This window comes from Acinetobacter sp. WCHAc010052 (assembly GCF_002165295.2).
GTDB classification, from domain to species: domain Bacteria; phylum Pseudomonadota; class Gammaproteobacteria; order Pseudomonadales; family Moraxellaceae; genus Acinetobacter; species Acinetobacter chinensis.
In genome coordinates, this window is the sequence record NZ_CP032143.1 from 982,355 (window position 1) to 1,000,736 (window position 18,382).

At 49.5% G+C, this 18,382-nt stretch carries 5 protein-coding genes; 4 read left to right on the top strand and 1 reads right to left on the bottom strand.

Annotation, left to right across the window (positions count from 1 at the left end):
- Positions 1 to 372 precede the first annotated feature (372 nt).
- Positions 373 to 1,386: a tryptophan--tRNA ligase gene (gene trpS / locus CDG61_RS05185; protein ID WP_087513456.1), complete on the bottom strand. Its 1,014-nt coding sequence runs from the start codon at positions 1,384 to 1,386 to the stop codon at positions 373 to 375.
- A 197-nt stretch (positions 1,387 to 1,583) separates the two neighbouring features.
- On the opposite strand from trpS, the gene CDG61_RS05190 reads away from it, so the two are divergent.
- The 4 genes from CDG61_RS05190 to CDG61_RS05205 all read left to right on the top strand — a co-directional run bounded on the left by CDG61_RS05190 (position 1,584) and on the right by CDG61_RS05205 (position 18,207).
- Positions 1,584 to 2,513, top strand: coding sequence for a DUF808 domain-containing protein (locus CDG61_RS05190; RefSeq protein WP_087551161.1), 930 nt, complete (start codon positions 1,584 to 1,586; stop codon positions 2,511 to 2,513).
- 63 nt (positions 2,514 to 2,576) lie between these two features.
- Positions 2,577 to 3,485: a neutral zinc metallopeptidase gene (locus CDG61_RS05195; protein ID WP_087551160.1), complete on the top strand. Its 909-nt coding sequence runs from the start codon at positions 2,577 to 2,579 to the stop codon at positions 3,483 to 3,485.
- 316 nt (positions 3,486 to 3,801) lie between these two features.
- Entirely contained in the window at positions 3,802 to 5,301 is a 1,500-nt protein-coding gene (locus tag CDG61_RS05200; RefSeq protein ID WP_087551159.1) for a cation:proton antiporter, read from the top strand.
- 321 nt (positions 5,302 to 5,622) lie between these two features.
- On the top strand, positions 5,623 to 18,207 hold the full coding sequence (locus CDG61_RS05205) for an Ig-like domain-containing protein (RefSeq protein WP_118998479.1): 12,585 nt from the start codon (positions 5,623 to 5,625) through the stop codon (positions 18,205 to 18,207).
- The last annotated feature ends 175 nt before the right edge of the window (positions 18,208 to 18,382 follow it).

Here is an 18,382-nt window from a genome sequence, read left to right on the forward strand (position 1 = left end):
TATTTCGTTGAAAAATTTGTTGTAAAAGTAAACAGCTTTAAAGATAACATGATGTCTGTAATTAAGTCTAAAAATACCGGGTAATAATCTACTTTTCTTCAGACAAAAAAATACGCAATGACTGGGGTGATCATTGCGTTGAACCAGCGGTCTGCTTACACAGACATGGAAAAGGAGAAATGAATGAAGAATTGCTTCTGCTCTCATTGCTGATCATCATAAAATGAATGGGGCATTACTTCATGATATTTCACGTAAAGACATGTAAGATCACGTTACTAACAATACGTTAGTTTAAAATTTCAGATTTTTATATAGAAAAAAGCTCTTAAAATATTAAGAGCTTTTTTCTTTTCAGCAACGCAGATTCAATCAGAAGTGGAATACACCTAAACCTGATTTAACTTCATCGAGTGTCTGCTGAGTGATATCACGGCACTTGTCTGTTCCAGCCTTAAGAATATCCATGATGTAATCAGGATCTTTAGCCAGTTCAATACGACGTTCACGGATAGGACCGATCAGCTCTTTCAGCACACCTTCAAGTCGTTTCTTGACAGTTCCATCACCCAGTCCACCGCGACGGTAATGAGCTTTGAGTTCTTCAAGTTCTTCTTTATTGGTATCAAAAGCATCCAGATAGGTAAACACGACATTACCTTCCACCTGTCCCGGATCTTCCACACGGAGGTGATTTGGATCGGTATACATGGCATTGACTGCTTTTTTGATATCTTTGTCAGTGGCATCCAGTACAATGGTGTTACCCAGTGATTTTGACATTTTTGCCTTACCGTCAAAGCCTGGTAAACGACTCATATTTGACAGCAGTGCTTTACATTCAGGTAAGAGATCCTGACCAATCTGACGGTTGATACGACGCACAATTTCATTGGTCTGTTCAATCATTGGAATCTGATCTTCACCCACAGGAACGACAGTCGCTTTAAATGCGGTAATGTCAGCAGCCTGTGCAACTGGGTAGCACAGGAATCCCGCAGGAATATCACGTTCAAAACCACGCATCTGGATTTCAGATTTAATGGTTGGATTACGTTCCAGGCGGGAAACAGTTACAAAGTTCAGATAGAGCATGGTCAGCTCATTCAGCGCAGGCAGGCAGGACTGAACACAGATGGTGGTTCTGGTCGGATCAATACCGACAGCCAGATAATCTGTTGCAACTTCCAGAATGTTGCGACGGACTTTTTCGAAGTTGTCGGCATTATCTGTCAGTGCCTGAGCATCTGCCAGCAACAGATGCTGGTGGTGAGAATCCTGTAAACCGACTCGGGAACGTAAAGAACCAACGAAATGACCTAAGTGAAGTTGTCCTGTCGGACGGTCGCCTGTCAGAATAACAGGGCGATTGTCTTGATTGCTCATTATCTTTTCCAGCAGTAATCGCACTATGACTGTGTTTTAAATTGGCTGTTATTGTACGGCATAATTTTTTTTTATGTCAGCACAATAAAAATGAAATGTCGTAATTTAAAAATATTGCTGCTATTAATGAAGCAAATACAGAATTTTTTTGCAGACACATTTAGAATGCACAGATTACTGATAAAAGGAAAATAATAATGGCGAGTAGCCTATTAATATTACTTGATGATATTGCAGCAGTTCTGGACGATGTCGCAGTCATGAGTAAAATGGCAGCAAAAAAAACAGCAGGAGTACTGGGTGATGACCTGGCACTGAATGCGCAGCAGGTCAGCGGTGTTCGTACCGACAGAGAATTGCCGGTTGTCTGGAGTGTGGCAAAAGGGTCATTTGTCAATAAACTGATTCTGGTTCCATTGGCACTTTTAATCAGTGTATTTGCACCGTGGTTAATCAGCCCCTTATTGATGCTGGGTGGTCTGTTTCTATGTTATGAGGGCGTAGAGAAAGTCATTCACAGTCTGCATCATAAAAAAGCCCGAACTGCGGAAGAAGCCCAGACTGAACTGAAGGAAATAGAAACAGATCTGGAAACATTTGAAAAAGATAAAATTAAAGGTGCTGTACGCACCGATTTTATTCTTTCTGCTGAAATTGTGGTGATTTCATTAGGTACGGTCGCAGCGGCAAGCTTTGGCACAAAAGTCATGGTACTGTCAGTCATTGCTGTTCTGATGACGGTTGGGGTCTATGGGTTTGTTGCCATGATTGTGAAAATTGATGATCTTGGGCTGTATCTGACTGAACAGGCATCCGCGCTGAAACAGAAAATCGGACGTGGTTTACTGGCATTTGCCCCCAAACTGATGAAAACACTGACAGTCGTTGGAACACTGGCGATGTTTCTGGTGGGTGGCGGTATTATTAATCATGCCATTCCATTTTTTCATCACTTCACCGAAGATACAGTCCACCAGGCAGAGCTTATTCCAAATGTAGGCAGTATCATTGGTGCTGTGACACCAACGTTTATTAACCTGTTGACGGGCTTAATAGCGGGGTTGCTGGTTGTGGCTGTGGTTTCTGTTATTCAGAAATTCTGGCCGAAGTCTGAAGCTGGTCAGTAGTACTGGAATCAGTACGACCTGCAGATTGATTAATGTAAATATAAAAACTGAAGGAACATCACTATGCGTTGGAAAGGACGTCGCGTCAGTGCGAATGTGGAAGACCGCCGTGGTGGCGGTGGTGGTGCAAAAGCAGGTGGTATCAGTATTCTGGGGATAGTGGTTGCTTTTGTGGCGTGGAAGTTTTTTGGTGTCGATCCGCAGCAGGCGTATCAGGCTACCAAACAGGTGACATCGCATACTCAGTCTGCGGAAACATCAGGTCTGGATAATCCAACGCCTGAACAGCAGGAAGCGATGGAGTTTGTAGGAACTGTACTGGGCGATACAGAAGATACCTGGAATAAAGTTTTTCAGGAACAGCTGAATACTCAGTATCAGCCACCCAAACTTGTGATGTTCAGCGGAGTGGTCAATTCAGGTTGTGGAACTGCGCAGTCTGCAATGGGACCGTTTTACTGTCCTGCTGACAGAAAAGTTTATATTGATACCGCATTTTTTAAAGATATGCGTCAACAGATGGGGATTTCTGGAGAACAGAACCAGACTGAGCTGACCCGTGAGGATCAGGCAGGAGACTTTGCTCAGGCTTATGTGATTGCACATGAAGTGGGTCATCATATTCAGACCTTACTTGGAATTTCTGATCAGGTTCATAAAGCACGTTCGCAGTCGAGTCAGACTGAGGGTAATCAGCTGTCAGTCCGTCAGGAATTACAGGCCGACTGTCTGGCAGGTATCTGGGCAAACCACACGCAGCAGCGGACACAGTTTCTTGAAAAAGGGGACATCGAGGAAGCAATGGATGCTGCCCATAAAATCGGTGATGACTATTTACAGAAAAGAGCCACAGGGCAGGTCGTACCGGACAGTTTCACGCATGGTTCTAGTCAGCAGCGTATGAAATGGTTCAGTCTGGGGTTGAACTCAGGCAACATTAACGATTGTGATACTTTTAATAACGCAATCTGAAGCAATACAGCTGTTCTTATTCGTCAGGAGTCTTTCAAGGCTCCTTTTTTTTGATGTGAGTTTTGAGTGATACAGGATTATTTTTATTTCCAGGCAATTTTTATGTTAAGAAAAATTATTTTTTATAGGGACTTAAATTAAATAAGTTTAGAATTATCTGACTTTCTGCATTTTCTTTGCTCTGTATTGTCAGATCAAGAGAATCCGTATGCTGAAAGTTTACTGAGAAGATAAATGCTTTCCCTGTTTTTATTTCTAATCAAATAGTTCATATATCTGCATTTATTCCATGTTTAAACGAACACCAGGAAGTTTCATGGGAAATTATTTTTTTCTGCAAGTGCTGACGGTCATTTTTGCCTTATCCATTGCAACAACAATTTTTAATAAACGGATACTGGGCTTTCCTCAGGCAATCGGCGTTCCGCTTGTTTCAGCAGTTTTCGTATTTTTACTTCAGTGGGGTGCCAGCCTTTTAAGTGGTAATCAGTTTATTACCATCAATATTCATAATATTGAAGAAGCAGTCCGGCATATTGATTTTTATGACTTCCTGATCAATGGTGTGATCTGTTTTATCCTGACATCTTCTGCGCTGAAATTTAAAGTCTCAGATTTAAAGTATCACTGGAAGCCGATCAGTATTCTTGCCAGTATTGCGCTTGTACTGTGTGCAGTATTTTTTGGTGTGACGCTGTATGGCTATCAGTTCCTGATCGGTCAGCAGGTGGATCTGCTCGTGCTTTTACTGTTAGGGGCTGCACTGGGTGCAACTGATCCGATTGGTATTAAAGGGGTTTTAAGTTCTGTCAGAGCACCGCATCATCTGATTGTAAAACTGGAAGGTGAATCTCTGTTTAATGATGCAATGTGTATCGCCGTGTTCATGACTTTACTGAATGTACTGCAGGGTGAGCATTTTTCTCTGATTGGGACGCTGGAAACCTTACTTTACGAAATTGTCGTGGCTGTGATTATTGGCTGGGCATTTGGTCTGGGTATTCTGCGTATACTTCGCGGTAAACATGAGATGGAATCGCTGATTCTGACGACGGCTTTACTTGCCTGTGGTTCTTATCTGGTTGCACTGTTCGCTCATGCTTCTGCTCCAATTGCCTGTGTAATTGGTGGACTGATTGTCGGTAATAAATGGAAAGAGATTTTACAGGAACGTGAAATCAGAGAGGTGAATCACTTCTGGCATACTGTTGAGGGGATTATCAATTCTTTTCTGTTTACCCTGATCGGGCTTGAGCTGTTTATTCTGGATTTAAGTATCAGTCTTATTCTTGGGGGCATGGTTGCATTTGTGATTCTGCATGCTTCAAGATTTGCGGCAAATTATCTGTCTTTTTCATTTTTTCCAAGTTTCAGACACAAAAGTTATAATGGCAGTCTGACCATACTGTCCTGGGGCGGCGTTCGGGGAGGTATTTCTTTGGCGCTGATTCTGGCTGTCGCGAATATTCCTCAGTTGAGTCAGTACAGCAGTATCCTGATCGGTTATACATTTATCAGTGTGCTTTTATCCGGCGTGGTCTGTGGGCTTGGACTGCCAGCGGTGATGAATGCTTTTTATTACAATCCAAATGAAGAAAAGGAAGGATTTAAAGGATGGTATCAGCGTTTATGTCACAGGATGAACCGAAAGGGTTATCAGTATATTGTGGGTGAAGATGTCAATGGTAATGAGACGATTACAGTCTACAAACCTGAGTTACTGATAGATAAAAAGACAGAAGATGGGGTCGCGGTACTGCACGATCCTGAAAAAGTTCAGCAAGTCAAGAGCTTCGAAAACCCCCAAAGTTTCTGATTTTGGGCTGAATGTATTAAAAAGGGGGCAAAAAAGCCCCTTTGTCATTTTTATGAAATAATTGTGAAAAAATCAAATATATAACAGGAGGATGGTTACAAAAAAAAATTTAAGAATTGCTGAAAATAAGTTGATGTTATTCAGTGGATATTTACCGATTAGGCTGAAATTTCAAAGAGCCCCTCTCTTTCTGTCGTGTTTTATTAAACATAAAGATTAAAAAGTGTGATAAAAGTCACGATTCAGAGCTTTATTTAATGAATTGTAGATACAAATCATTACAAAAAATGCCAAAATCTTAAAGATAAGAGGGCGTGCCGTATGCCGCAGATATCGGTTATATCAAAAGAAACGCATCAGTTATTATCGCAGGTCAATGCAGATAAGGTGGGTGTGACAGAAAACTCGGTCATTGTAGTCAAAATCCCGAAAGAGGATGTTGCTTCAATCACACGTGATGGTAATAATGCAATTATTACCTTGAAAAATGGCGAAGTTGTTGTAGTAGAAGGGTTCTTCAGTGAACAGACCCCGGACAACAGTCTCGTGTTTGAAGGTGATGATGGCTCATTGTTTTGGGCCAACTTCACAAATGCCGATGGCACAATAGCTGAAACAATAAAATACCAGGCTATAGAAGAAATTGAACCACTACTGTATCACGATAATCTGGCAGGCATTTTATTGCCTTGGGTTGCGGGTGCGGGTGGTGTAGGCATTATTGCAGCTGCTGCAAATAATGACGATGATGATCGTAAGCCGGAAACTGACTCCGATAGTGACAGCGATTCTGACTCTGACAGCGATTCTGACTCTGACAGCGATTCTGACTCTGACAGCGATTCTGATTCTGATTCTGACTCTGACAGCGACTCTGATTCCGACAGCGACTCAGACTCTGACAGCGACTCTGATTCCGACAGCGATTCTGATTCCGACAGCGATTCAGACTCCGACAGTGACTCTGATTCCGACAGTGACTCTGATTCCGACAGTGACTCTGATTCCGACAGTGACTCTGATTCCGACAGCGATTCTGACTCTGACAGCGACAGCGACTCTGATTCAGACTCTGACAGCGACTCTGACAGCGATTCTGACTCTGACAGTGATTCTGACTCTGACTCTGACAGCGACAGCGATTCTGATTCCGACAGTGACTCTGATTCCGACAGCGATTCAGACTCTGACAGCGATTCAGACTCAGACAGCGATTCTGACTCTGACAGCGATTCTGACTCCGACAGCGATTCAGACAGCGACAGCGACTCTGATTCCGACAGCGACTCAGACTCTGACAGCGACTCAGACTCTGACAGCGACTCTGATTCCGACAGCGACTCTGATTCCGACAGTGATTCAGACTCTGACAGCGATTCTGATTCCGACAGCGATTCTGACTCTGACAGCGACTCTGATTCTGACTCTGACAGCGACAGCGATTCTGACTCAGACAGCGATTCTGACTCTGACAGTGACTCTGATTCCGACAGTGATTCTGACTCTGACAGCGACTCTGATTCTGACAGCGATTCAGACTCTGACAGCGACTCTGATTCCGACAGCGATTCAGACTCAGACAGCGATTCAGACTCTGACAGCGATTCTGACTCTGACAGCGACTCTGACAGCGATTCAGACTCTGACAGCGATTCAGACTCTGACAGCGATTCAGACTCTGACAGCGACTCAGACTCTGACAGCGACTCAGACTCTGACAGCGATTCTGATTCCGACAGCGATTCTGACAGCGACAGCGACTCTGATTCCGACAGCGACTCTGATTCCGACAGCGACTCAGACTCTGACAGCGACTCAGACTCTGACAGCGACTCTGATTCCGACAGCGACTCTGATTCTGACTCTGACAGCGACAGCGATTCTGACTCAGACAGCGATTCTGACTCTGATTCCGACAGTGATTCAGACTCTGACAGCGACTCTGATTCTGACAGCGATTCTGACTCTGACAGCGACTCTGATTCTGACTCTGACAGCGACAGCGATTCTGACTCAGACAGCGATTCTGACTCTGATTCCGACAGTGATTCTGACTCTGACAGCGACTCTGATTCTGACAGCGATTCAGACTCTGACAGCGATTCAGACTCAGACAGCGATTCAGACTCTGACAGCGATTCAGACTCTGACAGCGATTCTGATTCCGACAGCGATTCTGACAGCGACAGCGACTCTGATTCCGACAGCGATTCAGACTCTGACAGCGACTCAGACTCTGACAGCGATTCAGACAGCGACAGCGATTCTGACTCTGACAGTGATTCTGACTCTGACAGCGATTCTGACTCTGACAGCGATTCTGACAGCGATTCTGACTCTGACAGCGATTCTGACTCTGACAGCGACTCTGATTCCGACAGCGATTCTGACTCTGACAGCGACTCTGATTCCGACAGCGATTCTGACTCTGACAGCGACTCTGATTCCGACAGTGATTCAGACTCTGACAGCGACTCTGATTCTGACAGTGATTCAGACTCTGACAGCGATTCTGATTCCGACAGCGATTCAGACTCTGACAGCGATTCTGATAGCGACAGCGATTCTGACTCCGACAGCGATTCTGATTCCGACAGCGACTCTGACTCTGACAGCGATTCTGACTCTGACAGCGACTCCGACTCTGACAGCGATTCTGACTCTGACAGCGACAGCGATTCTGATTCCGACAGCGACTCTGACTCTGACAGCGATTCTGACTCTGACAGCGATTCTGACTCTGACAGCGACTCCGACTCTGACAGCGATTCTGACTCTGACAGCGACAGCGATTCTGATTCCGACAGCGATTCTGACAGCGACTCTGATTCTGACTCTGACAGCGATTCTGACTCTGACAGCGACTCTGACTCTGACAGCGATTCTGACTCTGACAGTGATTCTGACTCTGACAGCGATTCTGACTCTGACAGCGATTCTGACTCTGACAGCGATTCTGACTCTGACAGCGACTCAGACTCCGACAGCGATTCTGACAGCGACAGCGACTCTGATTCCGACAGCGATTCTGACTCTGACAGCGACTCTGACTCTGACAGCGACTCCGACTCTGACAGCGATTCTGACTCCGACAGCGACTCTGATTCCGACAGCGATTCTGATTCTGACAGCGATTCTGATTCTGACAGCGACTCTGATTCCGACAGCGACTCAGACTCTGACAGCGACTCAGACTCTGACAGCGACTCTGACTCTGACAGCGATTCTGACTCTGACAGCGATTCTGACTCTGACAGCGACAGCGATTCTGACTCTGACAGCGATTCTGACTCTGACAGCGACTCAGACTCCGACAGCGATTCTGATAGCGACAGCGATTCTGACTCTGACAGCGACTCTGACTCTGACAGCGACTCCGACTCTGACAGCGATTCTGACTCCGACAGCGACTCTGATTCCGACAGCGATTCTGATTCTGACAGCGACTCTGATTCCGACAGCGACTCAGACTCTGACAGCGACTCAGACTCTGACAGCGATTCTGACTCTGACAGCGACAGCGATTCTGACTCTGACAGCGATTCTGACTCTGACAGCGATTCTGACTCTGACAGCGATTCTGATTCCGACAGCGATTCTGACTCCGACAGCGACTCTGATTCCGACAGCGATTCTGACTCTGACAGCGACTCAGACTCTGACAGCGACTCCGACTCCGACAGCGATTCTGACTCTGACAGCGATTCTGACTCTGACAGCGACAGCGATTCTGATTCCGACAGCGATTCTGACAGCGACTCTGATTCTGACTCTGACAGCGATTCTGACTCTGACAGCGACTCTGACTCTGACAGCGATTCTGACTCTGACAGTGATTCTGACTCTGACAGCGATTCTGACTCTGACAGCGATTCTGACTCTGACAGCGACTCTGACTCTGACAGCGATTCTGACTCTGACAGTGATTCTGACTCTGACAGCGATTCTGACTCTGACAGCGACTCCGACTCTGACAGCGATTCTGATTCTGACAGCGACTCAGACTCTGACAGCGATTCTGATAGCGACAGCGACTCTGACTCTGACAGCGACTCCGACTCTGACAGCGATTCCGACTCTGACAGCGATTCTGATAGCGACAGCGACTCTGACTCTGACAGCGATTCTGACTCTGACAGTGATTCAGACTCTGACAGTGATTCAGACTCTGACAGCGATTCAGACTCTGACAGCGATTCTGATTCCGACAGCGATTCTGACTCTGACAGCGATTCTGACTCTGACAGTGATTCTGACTCTGACAGCGATTCTGACTCTGACAGTGATTCCGACTCTGACAGCGATTCTGATTCCGACAGCGACTCTGATTCCGACAGCGATTCTGACTCTGACAGTGATTCAGACTCTGACAGCGACTCCGACTCTGACAGCGATTCAGACTCTGACAGCGATTCTGATTCCGACAGCGATTCTGATAGCGACAGCGATTCTGATTCCGACAGTGACTCTGATAGCGACAGCGACTCTGATAGCGACAGCGATTCTGATTCCGACAGCGATTCCGACTCTGACAGCGATTCTGATTCCGACAGCGATTCCGACTCTGACAGCGATTCTGACTCTGACAGCGATTCTGACTCTGACAGCGATTCTGACTCTGACAGCGACTCTGATTCTGACAGCGACAGCGATTCTGACAGCGACAGCGATTCTGACTCCGACAGTGATACAGATGCACCTGATGAACCTACTGCACAGTTCAATGCCGATGGTTCCAAAGTCACGGGTACAGCTGAGCCTGGTTCTCTTGTTAAAGTTAAAGACAAAGATGGCAATGTCATCGGTTCTGCAACTACAGATGCATCGGGTAACTACTCAGCAGATCTGAATCCTGCCCTGAAAAATGGTGAGAAGGTTGATGTAACGGCAACAGATACTGCCGGTAATGAATCCTTACCGACAGAGGCAACAGCTCCTGACCTGACAGCACCTGATGCACCGACAGCCACAGTGACACCGGACGGCACAGCAGTGACCGGTACGGGCGAACCTGGCGCGACAGTTCTTGTGAAAGACAAGGACGGCAACACCATCGGTTCAGCCGTGGTGGATGCAAGCGGCAACTACAGTGCACCGCTGGATACCCCGTTGACCAACGGTGAGAAAGTGGATGTGACTGCAACAGATGCAGCGGGCAATGAATCAACTCCGGTTGAAGCAACAGCTCCTGACACCACCGCACCTGATGCACCGACAGCCACAGTGACACCGGACGGCACAGCAGTGACCGGTACGGGCGAACCTGGCGCGACAGTTCTTGTGAAAGACAAGGACGGCAACACCATCGGTTCAGCCGTGGTGGATGCAAGCGGCAACTACAGTGCACCGCTGGATACCCCGTTGACCAACGGTGAGAAAGTGGATGTGACTGCAACAGATGCAGCGGGCAATGAATCAACTCCGGTTGAAGCAACAGCTCCTGACACCACCGCACCTGATGCACCGACAGCCACAGTGACACCGGACGGCACAGCAGTGACCGGTACGGGCGAACCTGGCGCAACCATTCTTGTGAAAGACAAGGACGGCAACACCATCGGTTCAGCCGTGGTGGATGCAAGCGGCAACTACAGTGCACCGCTGGATACCCCGTTGACCAACGGTGAGAAAGTGGATGTGACTGCAACAGATGCAGCGGGCAATGAATCAACTCCGGTTGAAGCAACAGCTCCTGACACCACCGCACCTGATGCACCGACAGCCACAGTGACACCGGACGGCACAGCAGTGACCGGTACGGGCGAACCTGGCGCGACAGTTCTTGTGAAAGACAAGGACGGCAACACCATCGGTTCAGCCGTGGTGGATGCAAGCGGCAACTACAGTGCACCGCTGGATACCCCGTTGACCAACGGTGAGAAAGTGGATGTGACTGCAACAGATGCAGCGGGCAATGAATCAACTCCGGTTGAAGCAACAGCTCCTGACACCACCGCACCTGATGCACCGACAGCCACAGTGACACCGGACGGCACAGCAGTGACCGGTACGGGCGAACCTGGCGCGACTATTCTTGTGAAAGACAAGGACGGCAACACCATCGGTTCAGCCGTGGTGGATGCAAGCGGCAACTACAGTGCACCGCTGGATACCCCGTTGACCAACGGTGAGAAAGTGGATGTGACTGCAACAGATGCAGCGGGCAATGAATCAACTCCGGTTGAAGCAACAGCTCCTGACACCACCGCACCTGATGCACCGACAGCCACAGTGACACCGGACGGCACAGCAGTGACCGGTACGGGCGAACCTGGCGCAACCATTCTTGTGAAAGACAAGGACGGCAACACCATCGGTTCAGCCGTGGTGGATGCAAGCGGCAACTACAGTGCACCGCTGGATACCCCGTTGACCAACGGTGAGAAAGTGGATGTGACTGCAACAGATGCAGCGGGCAATGAATCAACTCCGGTTGAAGCAACAGCTCCTGACACCACCGCACCTGATGCACCGACAGCCACAGTGACACCGGACGGCACAGCAGTGACCGGTACGGGCGAACCTGGCGCAACCATTCTTGTGAAAGACAAGGACGGCAACACCATCGGTTCAGCCGTGGTGGATGCAAGCGGCAACTACAGTGCACCGCTGGATACCCCGTTGACCAACGGTGAGAAAGTGGATGTGACTGCAACAGATGCAGCGGGCAATGAATCAACTCCGGTTGAAGCAACAGCTCCTGACACCACCGCACCTGATGCACCGACAGCCACAGTGACACCGGACGGCACAGCAGTGACCGGTACGGGCGAACCTGGCGCGACTATTCTTGTGAAAGACAAGGACGGCAACACCATCGGTTCAGCCGTGGTGGATGCAAGCGGCAACTACAGTGCACCGCTGGATACCCCGTTGACCAACGGTGAGAAAGTGGATGTGACTGCAACAGATGCAGCGGGCAATGAATCGACTCCGGTTGAAGCAACAGCTCCTGACACCACCGCACCTGATGCACCGACAGCCACAGTGACACCGGACGGCACAGCAGTGACCGGTACGGGCGAACCTGGCGCAACCATTCTTGTGAAAGACAAGGACGGCAACACCATCGGTTCAGCCGTGGTGGATGCAAGCGGCAACTACAGTGCACCGCTGGATACCCCGTTGACCAACGGTGAGAAAGTGGATGTGACTGCAACAGATGCAGCGGGCAATGAATCAACTCCGGTTGAAGCAACAGCTCCTGACACCACCGCACCTGATGCACCGACAGCCACAGTGACACCGGACGGCACAGCAGTGACCGGTACGGGCGAACCTGGCGCGACTATTCTTGTGAAAGACAAGGACGGCAACACCATCGGTTCAGCCGTGGTGGATGCAAGCGGCAACTACAGTGCACCGCTGGATACCCCGTTGACCAACGGTGAGAAAGTGGATGTGACTGCAACAGATGCAGTGGGCAATGAATCAACTCCGGTTGAAGCAACAGCTCCTGACACCACCGCACCTGATGCACCGACAGCCACAGTGACACCGGACGGCACAGCAGTGACCGGTACGGGCGAACCTGGCGCGACAGTTCTTGTGAAAGACAAGGACGGCAACACCATCGGTTCAGCCGTGGTGGATGCAAGCGGCAACTACAGTGCACCGCTGGATACCCCGTTGACCAACGGTGAGAAAGTGGATGTGACTGCAACAGATGCAGTGGGCAATGAATCAACTCCGGTTGAAGCAACAGCTCCTGACACCACCGCACCTGATGCACCGACAGCCACAGTGACACCGGACGGCACAGCAGTGACCGGTACGGGCGAACCTGGCGCGACAGTTCTTGTGAAAGACAAGGACGGCAACACCATCGGTTCAGCCGTGGTGGATGCAAGCGGCAACTACAGTGCACCGCTGGATACCCCGTTGACCAACGGTGAGAAAGTGGATGTGACTGCAACAGATGCAGCGGGCAATGAATCAACTCCGGTTGAAGCAACAGCTCCTGACACCACCGCACCTGATGCACCGACAGCCACAGTGACACCGGACGGCACAGCAGTGACCGGTACGGGCGAACCTGGCGCAACCATTCTTGTGAAAGACAAGGACGGCAACACCATCGGTTCAGCCGTGGTGGATGCAAGCGGCAACTACAGTGCACCGCTGGATACCCCGTTGACCAACGGTGAGAAAGTGGATGTGACTGCAACAGATGCAGCGGGCAATGAATCAACTCCGGTTGAAGCAACAGCTCCTGACACCACCGCACCTGATGCACCGACAGCCACAGTGACACCGGACGGCACAGCAGTGACCGGTACGGGCGAACCTGGCGCGACAGTTCTTGTGAAAGACAAGGACGGCAACACCATCGGTTCAGCCGTGGTGGATGCAAGCGGCAACTACAGTGCACCGCTGGATACCCCGTTGACCAACGGTGAGAAAGTGGATGTGACTGCAACAGATGCAGCGGGCAATGAATCAACTCCGGTTGAAGCAACAGCTCCTGACACCACCGCACCTGATGCACCGACAGCCACAGTGACACCGGACGGCACAGCAGTGACCGGTACGGGCGAACCTGGCGCGACAGTTCTTGTGAAAGACAAGGACGGCAACACCATCGGTTCAGCCGTGGTGGATGCAAGCGGCAACTACAGTGCACCGCTGGATACCCCGTTGACCAACGGTGAGAAAGTGGATGTGACTGCAACAGATGCAGCGGGCAATGAATCAACTCCGGTTGAAGCAACAGCTCCTGACACCACCGCACCTGATGCACCGACAGCCACAGTGACACCGGACGGCACAGCAGTGACCGGTACGGGCGAACCTGGCGCAACCATTCTTGTGAAAGACAAGGACGGCAACACCATCGGTTCAGCCGTGGTGGATGCAAGCGGCAACTACAGTGCACCGCTGGATACCCCGTTGACCAACGGTGAGAAAGTGGATGTGACTGCAACAGATGCAGTGGGCAATGAATCAACTCCGGTTGAAGCAACAGCTCCTGACACCACCGCACCTGATGCACCGACAGCCACAGTGACACCGGACGGCACAGCAGTGACCGGTACGGGCGAACCTGGCGCGACAGTTCTTGTGAAAGACAAGGACGGCAACACCATCGGTTCAGCCGTGGTGGATGCAAGCGGCAACTACAGTGCACCGCTGGATACCCCGTTGACCAACGGTGAGAAAGTGGATGTGACTGCAACAGATGCAGCGGGCAATGAATCAACTCCGGTTGAAGCAACAGCTCCTGACACCACCGCACCTGATGCACCGACAGCCACAGTGACACCGGACGGCACAGCAGTGACCGGTACGGGCGAACCTGGCGCAACCATTCTTGTGAAAGACAAGGACGGCAACACCATCGGTTCAGCCGTGGTGGATGCAAGCGGCAACTACAGTGCACCGCTGGATACCCCGTTGACCAACGGTGAGAAAGTGGATGTGACTGCAACAGATGCAGTGGGCAATGAATCAACTCCGGTTGAAGCAACAGCTCCTGACACCACCGCACCTGATGCACCGACAGCAGCAGTTGATCAGACGGCCGGTGACAAAGTGACGGGAACAGCTGAACCTGGTTCAGTGGTGACCGTGAAGGATGCAGCCGGAAATGTACTGGGCTCTGCAACAGCAGATGCTTCAGGTAACTACACAGTTCCAGTGAATCCTGCACTTGTGGATGGTGAGAAAGTCAGCGTGACAGCGAAAGATGCCGGTGGAGAATCACCTGCAACCCCTGCGACCGCACCTGACCTGTTCGCACCTGCAGCACCGACAGCAGCAGTTGATCAGACGGCTGGTGACAAAGTGACGGGAACAGCTGAACCTGGTTCAGTGGTGACCGTGAAGGATGCAGCCGGAAATGTACTGGGCTCTGCAACAGCAGATGCTTCAGGTAACTACACAGTTCCAGTGAATCCTGCACTTGTGGATGGTGAGAAAGTCAGCGTGACAGCGAAAGATGCCGGTGGAGAATCACCTGCAACCCCTGCGACCGCACCTGACCTGTTCGCACCTGCAGCACCGACAGCAGCAGTTGATCAGACGGCTGGTGACAAAGTGACGGGAACAGCTGAACCTGGTTCAGTGGTGACCGTGAAGGATGCAGCCGGAAATGTACTGGGCTCTGCAACAGCAGATGCTTCAGGTAACTACACAGTTCCAGTGAATCCTGCACTTGTGGATGGTGAGAAAGTCAGCGTGACAGCGAAAGATGCCGGTGGAGAATCACCTGCAACCCCTGCGACCGCACCTGACCTGTTTGCACCTGCAGCACCGACAGCAGCAGTTGATCAGACGGCTGGTGACAAAGTGACGGGAACAGCTGAAGCCGGTTCTACAGTGACTGTTTATGCAGCTGATGGCGTGACCAAACTTGGTTCTGCAACAGCAGATGCAAGCGGCAACTACACAGTGAATCTTGCAACTCCACTGACCAACGGTGAAGAAGTGAAGGTGACAGCGAAAGACCCAGGTGGCGAATCCGCTCCTGCGACTGCCACTGCTCCGGATACAGCACCTCCGACGAACATCACGGTTGATATCACATCAGTCAGCGATGATACGGGGACAGCGGGTGATTTCATCACGACGGACAACACCCTCAGCATCAACGGTACAGTTTCACGTACCCTGCTGGCAGGTGAGAAGGTTCAGGTATCGAAAGATGGCGTGAACTGGATAGATGCAACCACAGGTTCTGATGGCAAATCATGGACTGCAGTTGATCCGGCGACACTTGCGGTGGGTAACTATACCTATCAGGCACGTGTGGTTGATGCTGCTGGAAATGCATCTGCTCAGAAAGACACTCAGAATGTGAAAGTTGTGGAACTGCTGGCTGTCAATGATGTGAACACACTGATCACACTGGCGACTCCTGTAACGACAACTGTTGCTGAAACAACAGGTACCTCGATTACACTGGGCAGCTGGAATGGCGTATTCATACGCGGGGACCTTGCTGAAAGCACAGATGCACTGAAAGTTGAAATTCCTCAGGGTACACTTGTGACTCAGACAATCTCATTCGGTGGACTTGCATTAGGTCTGGGGATCGGTACCGTCGATCTGATTGTATTCAAATACAATGAAGTGACCGGTAACTATGATCAGATTGATAAGAAAGTGGGTGCAGGTTTTGAAATCGGACCATTTATGGGCGGTTCTGCAGATGTGACCATGGACGGCGGTAAGTACATGTTCCTGACGCAGAAAACCGGTTTCAGTGCAAGCTTCATCGGTGGTGTGGTGTTAACCGCAGAGCAGGCAACAGGCACAAGTTATGGTGATCTTGAGATTTCAGGAAACGTCGTAAATGCCAAAGTGGGTACAGAGAAATCTGATATTCATACCGGCACAGTGACTGTAACTTCTGTCACTGGTGCAGGTGGAACCAAAGCGGTTTCGAATGACCCACTGGTTGCAGGTGATGCCTCAACTGCCGGTCTGAAACCGACTGTACTGACAGGTGAGTTCGGAACCCTGACCATCTATGCAGGTGGCGGTTATAAGTATGTGCGTGATTACACCAAGGCTGGAGCAATCGGTAAGGTGGATAACTTCACCTATCAGATCACAGATCAGTATGGTAATAAATCAACTGCGCAGCTGAACATCCGGATCAACTCAAACGGTTCAGGTTATGTATTTGATGACAGTAACCCGGCAGCTGATGCCAAGCTGAATGTGGATACGAACAACGATACCAACACGACCCGTTCGATCCTCAGTACGAGCAACCCGACTGTATCGACTGTTGTGAAAGAAAGCGGCTTCCTGGCTTCTGACAACGTGATCAACTACAACGGTGTATCGAGTACCTCAAGTTCTGACAACACCAGTACAACATTTACCATTAAGGCTAAGTCAGCAGTGACGATGAACTTTAATGTGGATGTTCCTGCGAATCAGACAGAGTTCTTTGGCAGTAACAAAACTGATTACTCCATGAAGATCATCATTGAGCAGCAGAACGGTTCGAGCTGGACAGCAGTTTCGTCTTCAGCTGTGATCAAAGCTGATGGAGCAAGCAGCCTGAGCTTCATGGCAGGTGCTGCAGACGGTACTTACCGTGTCCGTATCGAAACCTACAATACGGGTGCGTACAAACCAACGTTTGACAGTTCAACGTTTGCCATCAACAACATTGACCTCAAGTCCTATGCAGTTGGCGGTTATAACGTTGCCGACACATCGACGACCTATGTTGTATCGGGTAACGTAAGAGCCAATGATACCGGTGCGAAAGATGCTTCGACCTCGAAGCTGTCGATTGCGCTTGATCAGGGTGCTTACCAGGATGTGACAGGTGCTGTGACCATCAACGGTAAATACGGCAAACTGGTGATCAATGCAGATGGTGGTTACACCTATGATCCGACCAACAGTATCTACAACTTGGGTAAAACAGAAGTGTTTAACTATAAGCTGACGACTGTTGACGGAAACAGCACGGATACATCAAGTCTGTCGATCAATATCGAGTCAACAGGTGTGATCATGAACTCCACCGATACTGCCACAACGCTGACAGGTACATCGGGTGATGATCTTCTGATCAGCCGAGGCGGTAATGAAACGATTACGACTTCAGGCGGACATGACACAGTGATCTTCAACCTGTTGAAGAACACAGTAGCGGATGCGACCGGCGGTAACGGTCACGACACCTGGACGGACTTTACCAAAGGTCTGAGCAATGCATCGGGTGATGTGATTGATATCAAGGGTCTGCTGTCTGATCAGACAGGCGTCAATGCGGGTAATATCGGTAATTATGTGAAAGTGGCTTATAACGGCACAGATACTGTGATCAGTATTGACCGTGACGGCACAGGAGCAAATTACAGTTCAGCGGATCTGCTGACACTGAAAAATACCAACACGACACTGGCTGAGCTGCTGCAGAACAACCAGCTGTTATTCTGATCTGAATACATAATTCAGTAAAAGAAAGAGGACCCCAGGGTCCTCTTTTTTATTTGATGATATGAAAAGCGTGAAGTGCAGAAAAAATACACGATGTTGAATTGCAGCAATGAAACAGAAAAGCTGTAGGAGTGCATCTAATTGATGCATTGATCAGTGTTTAGATGAATTTATT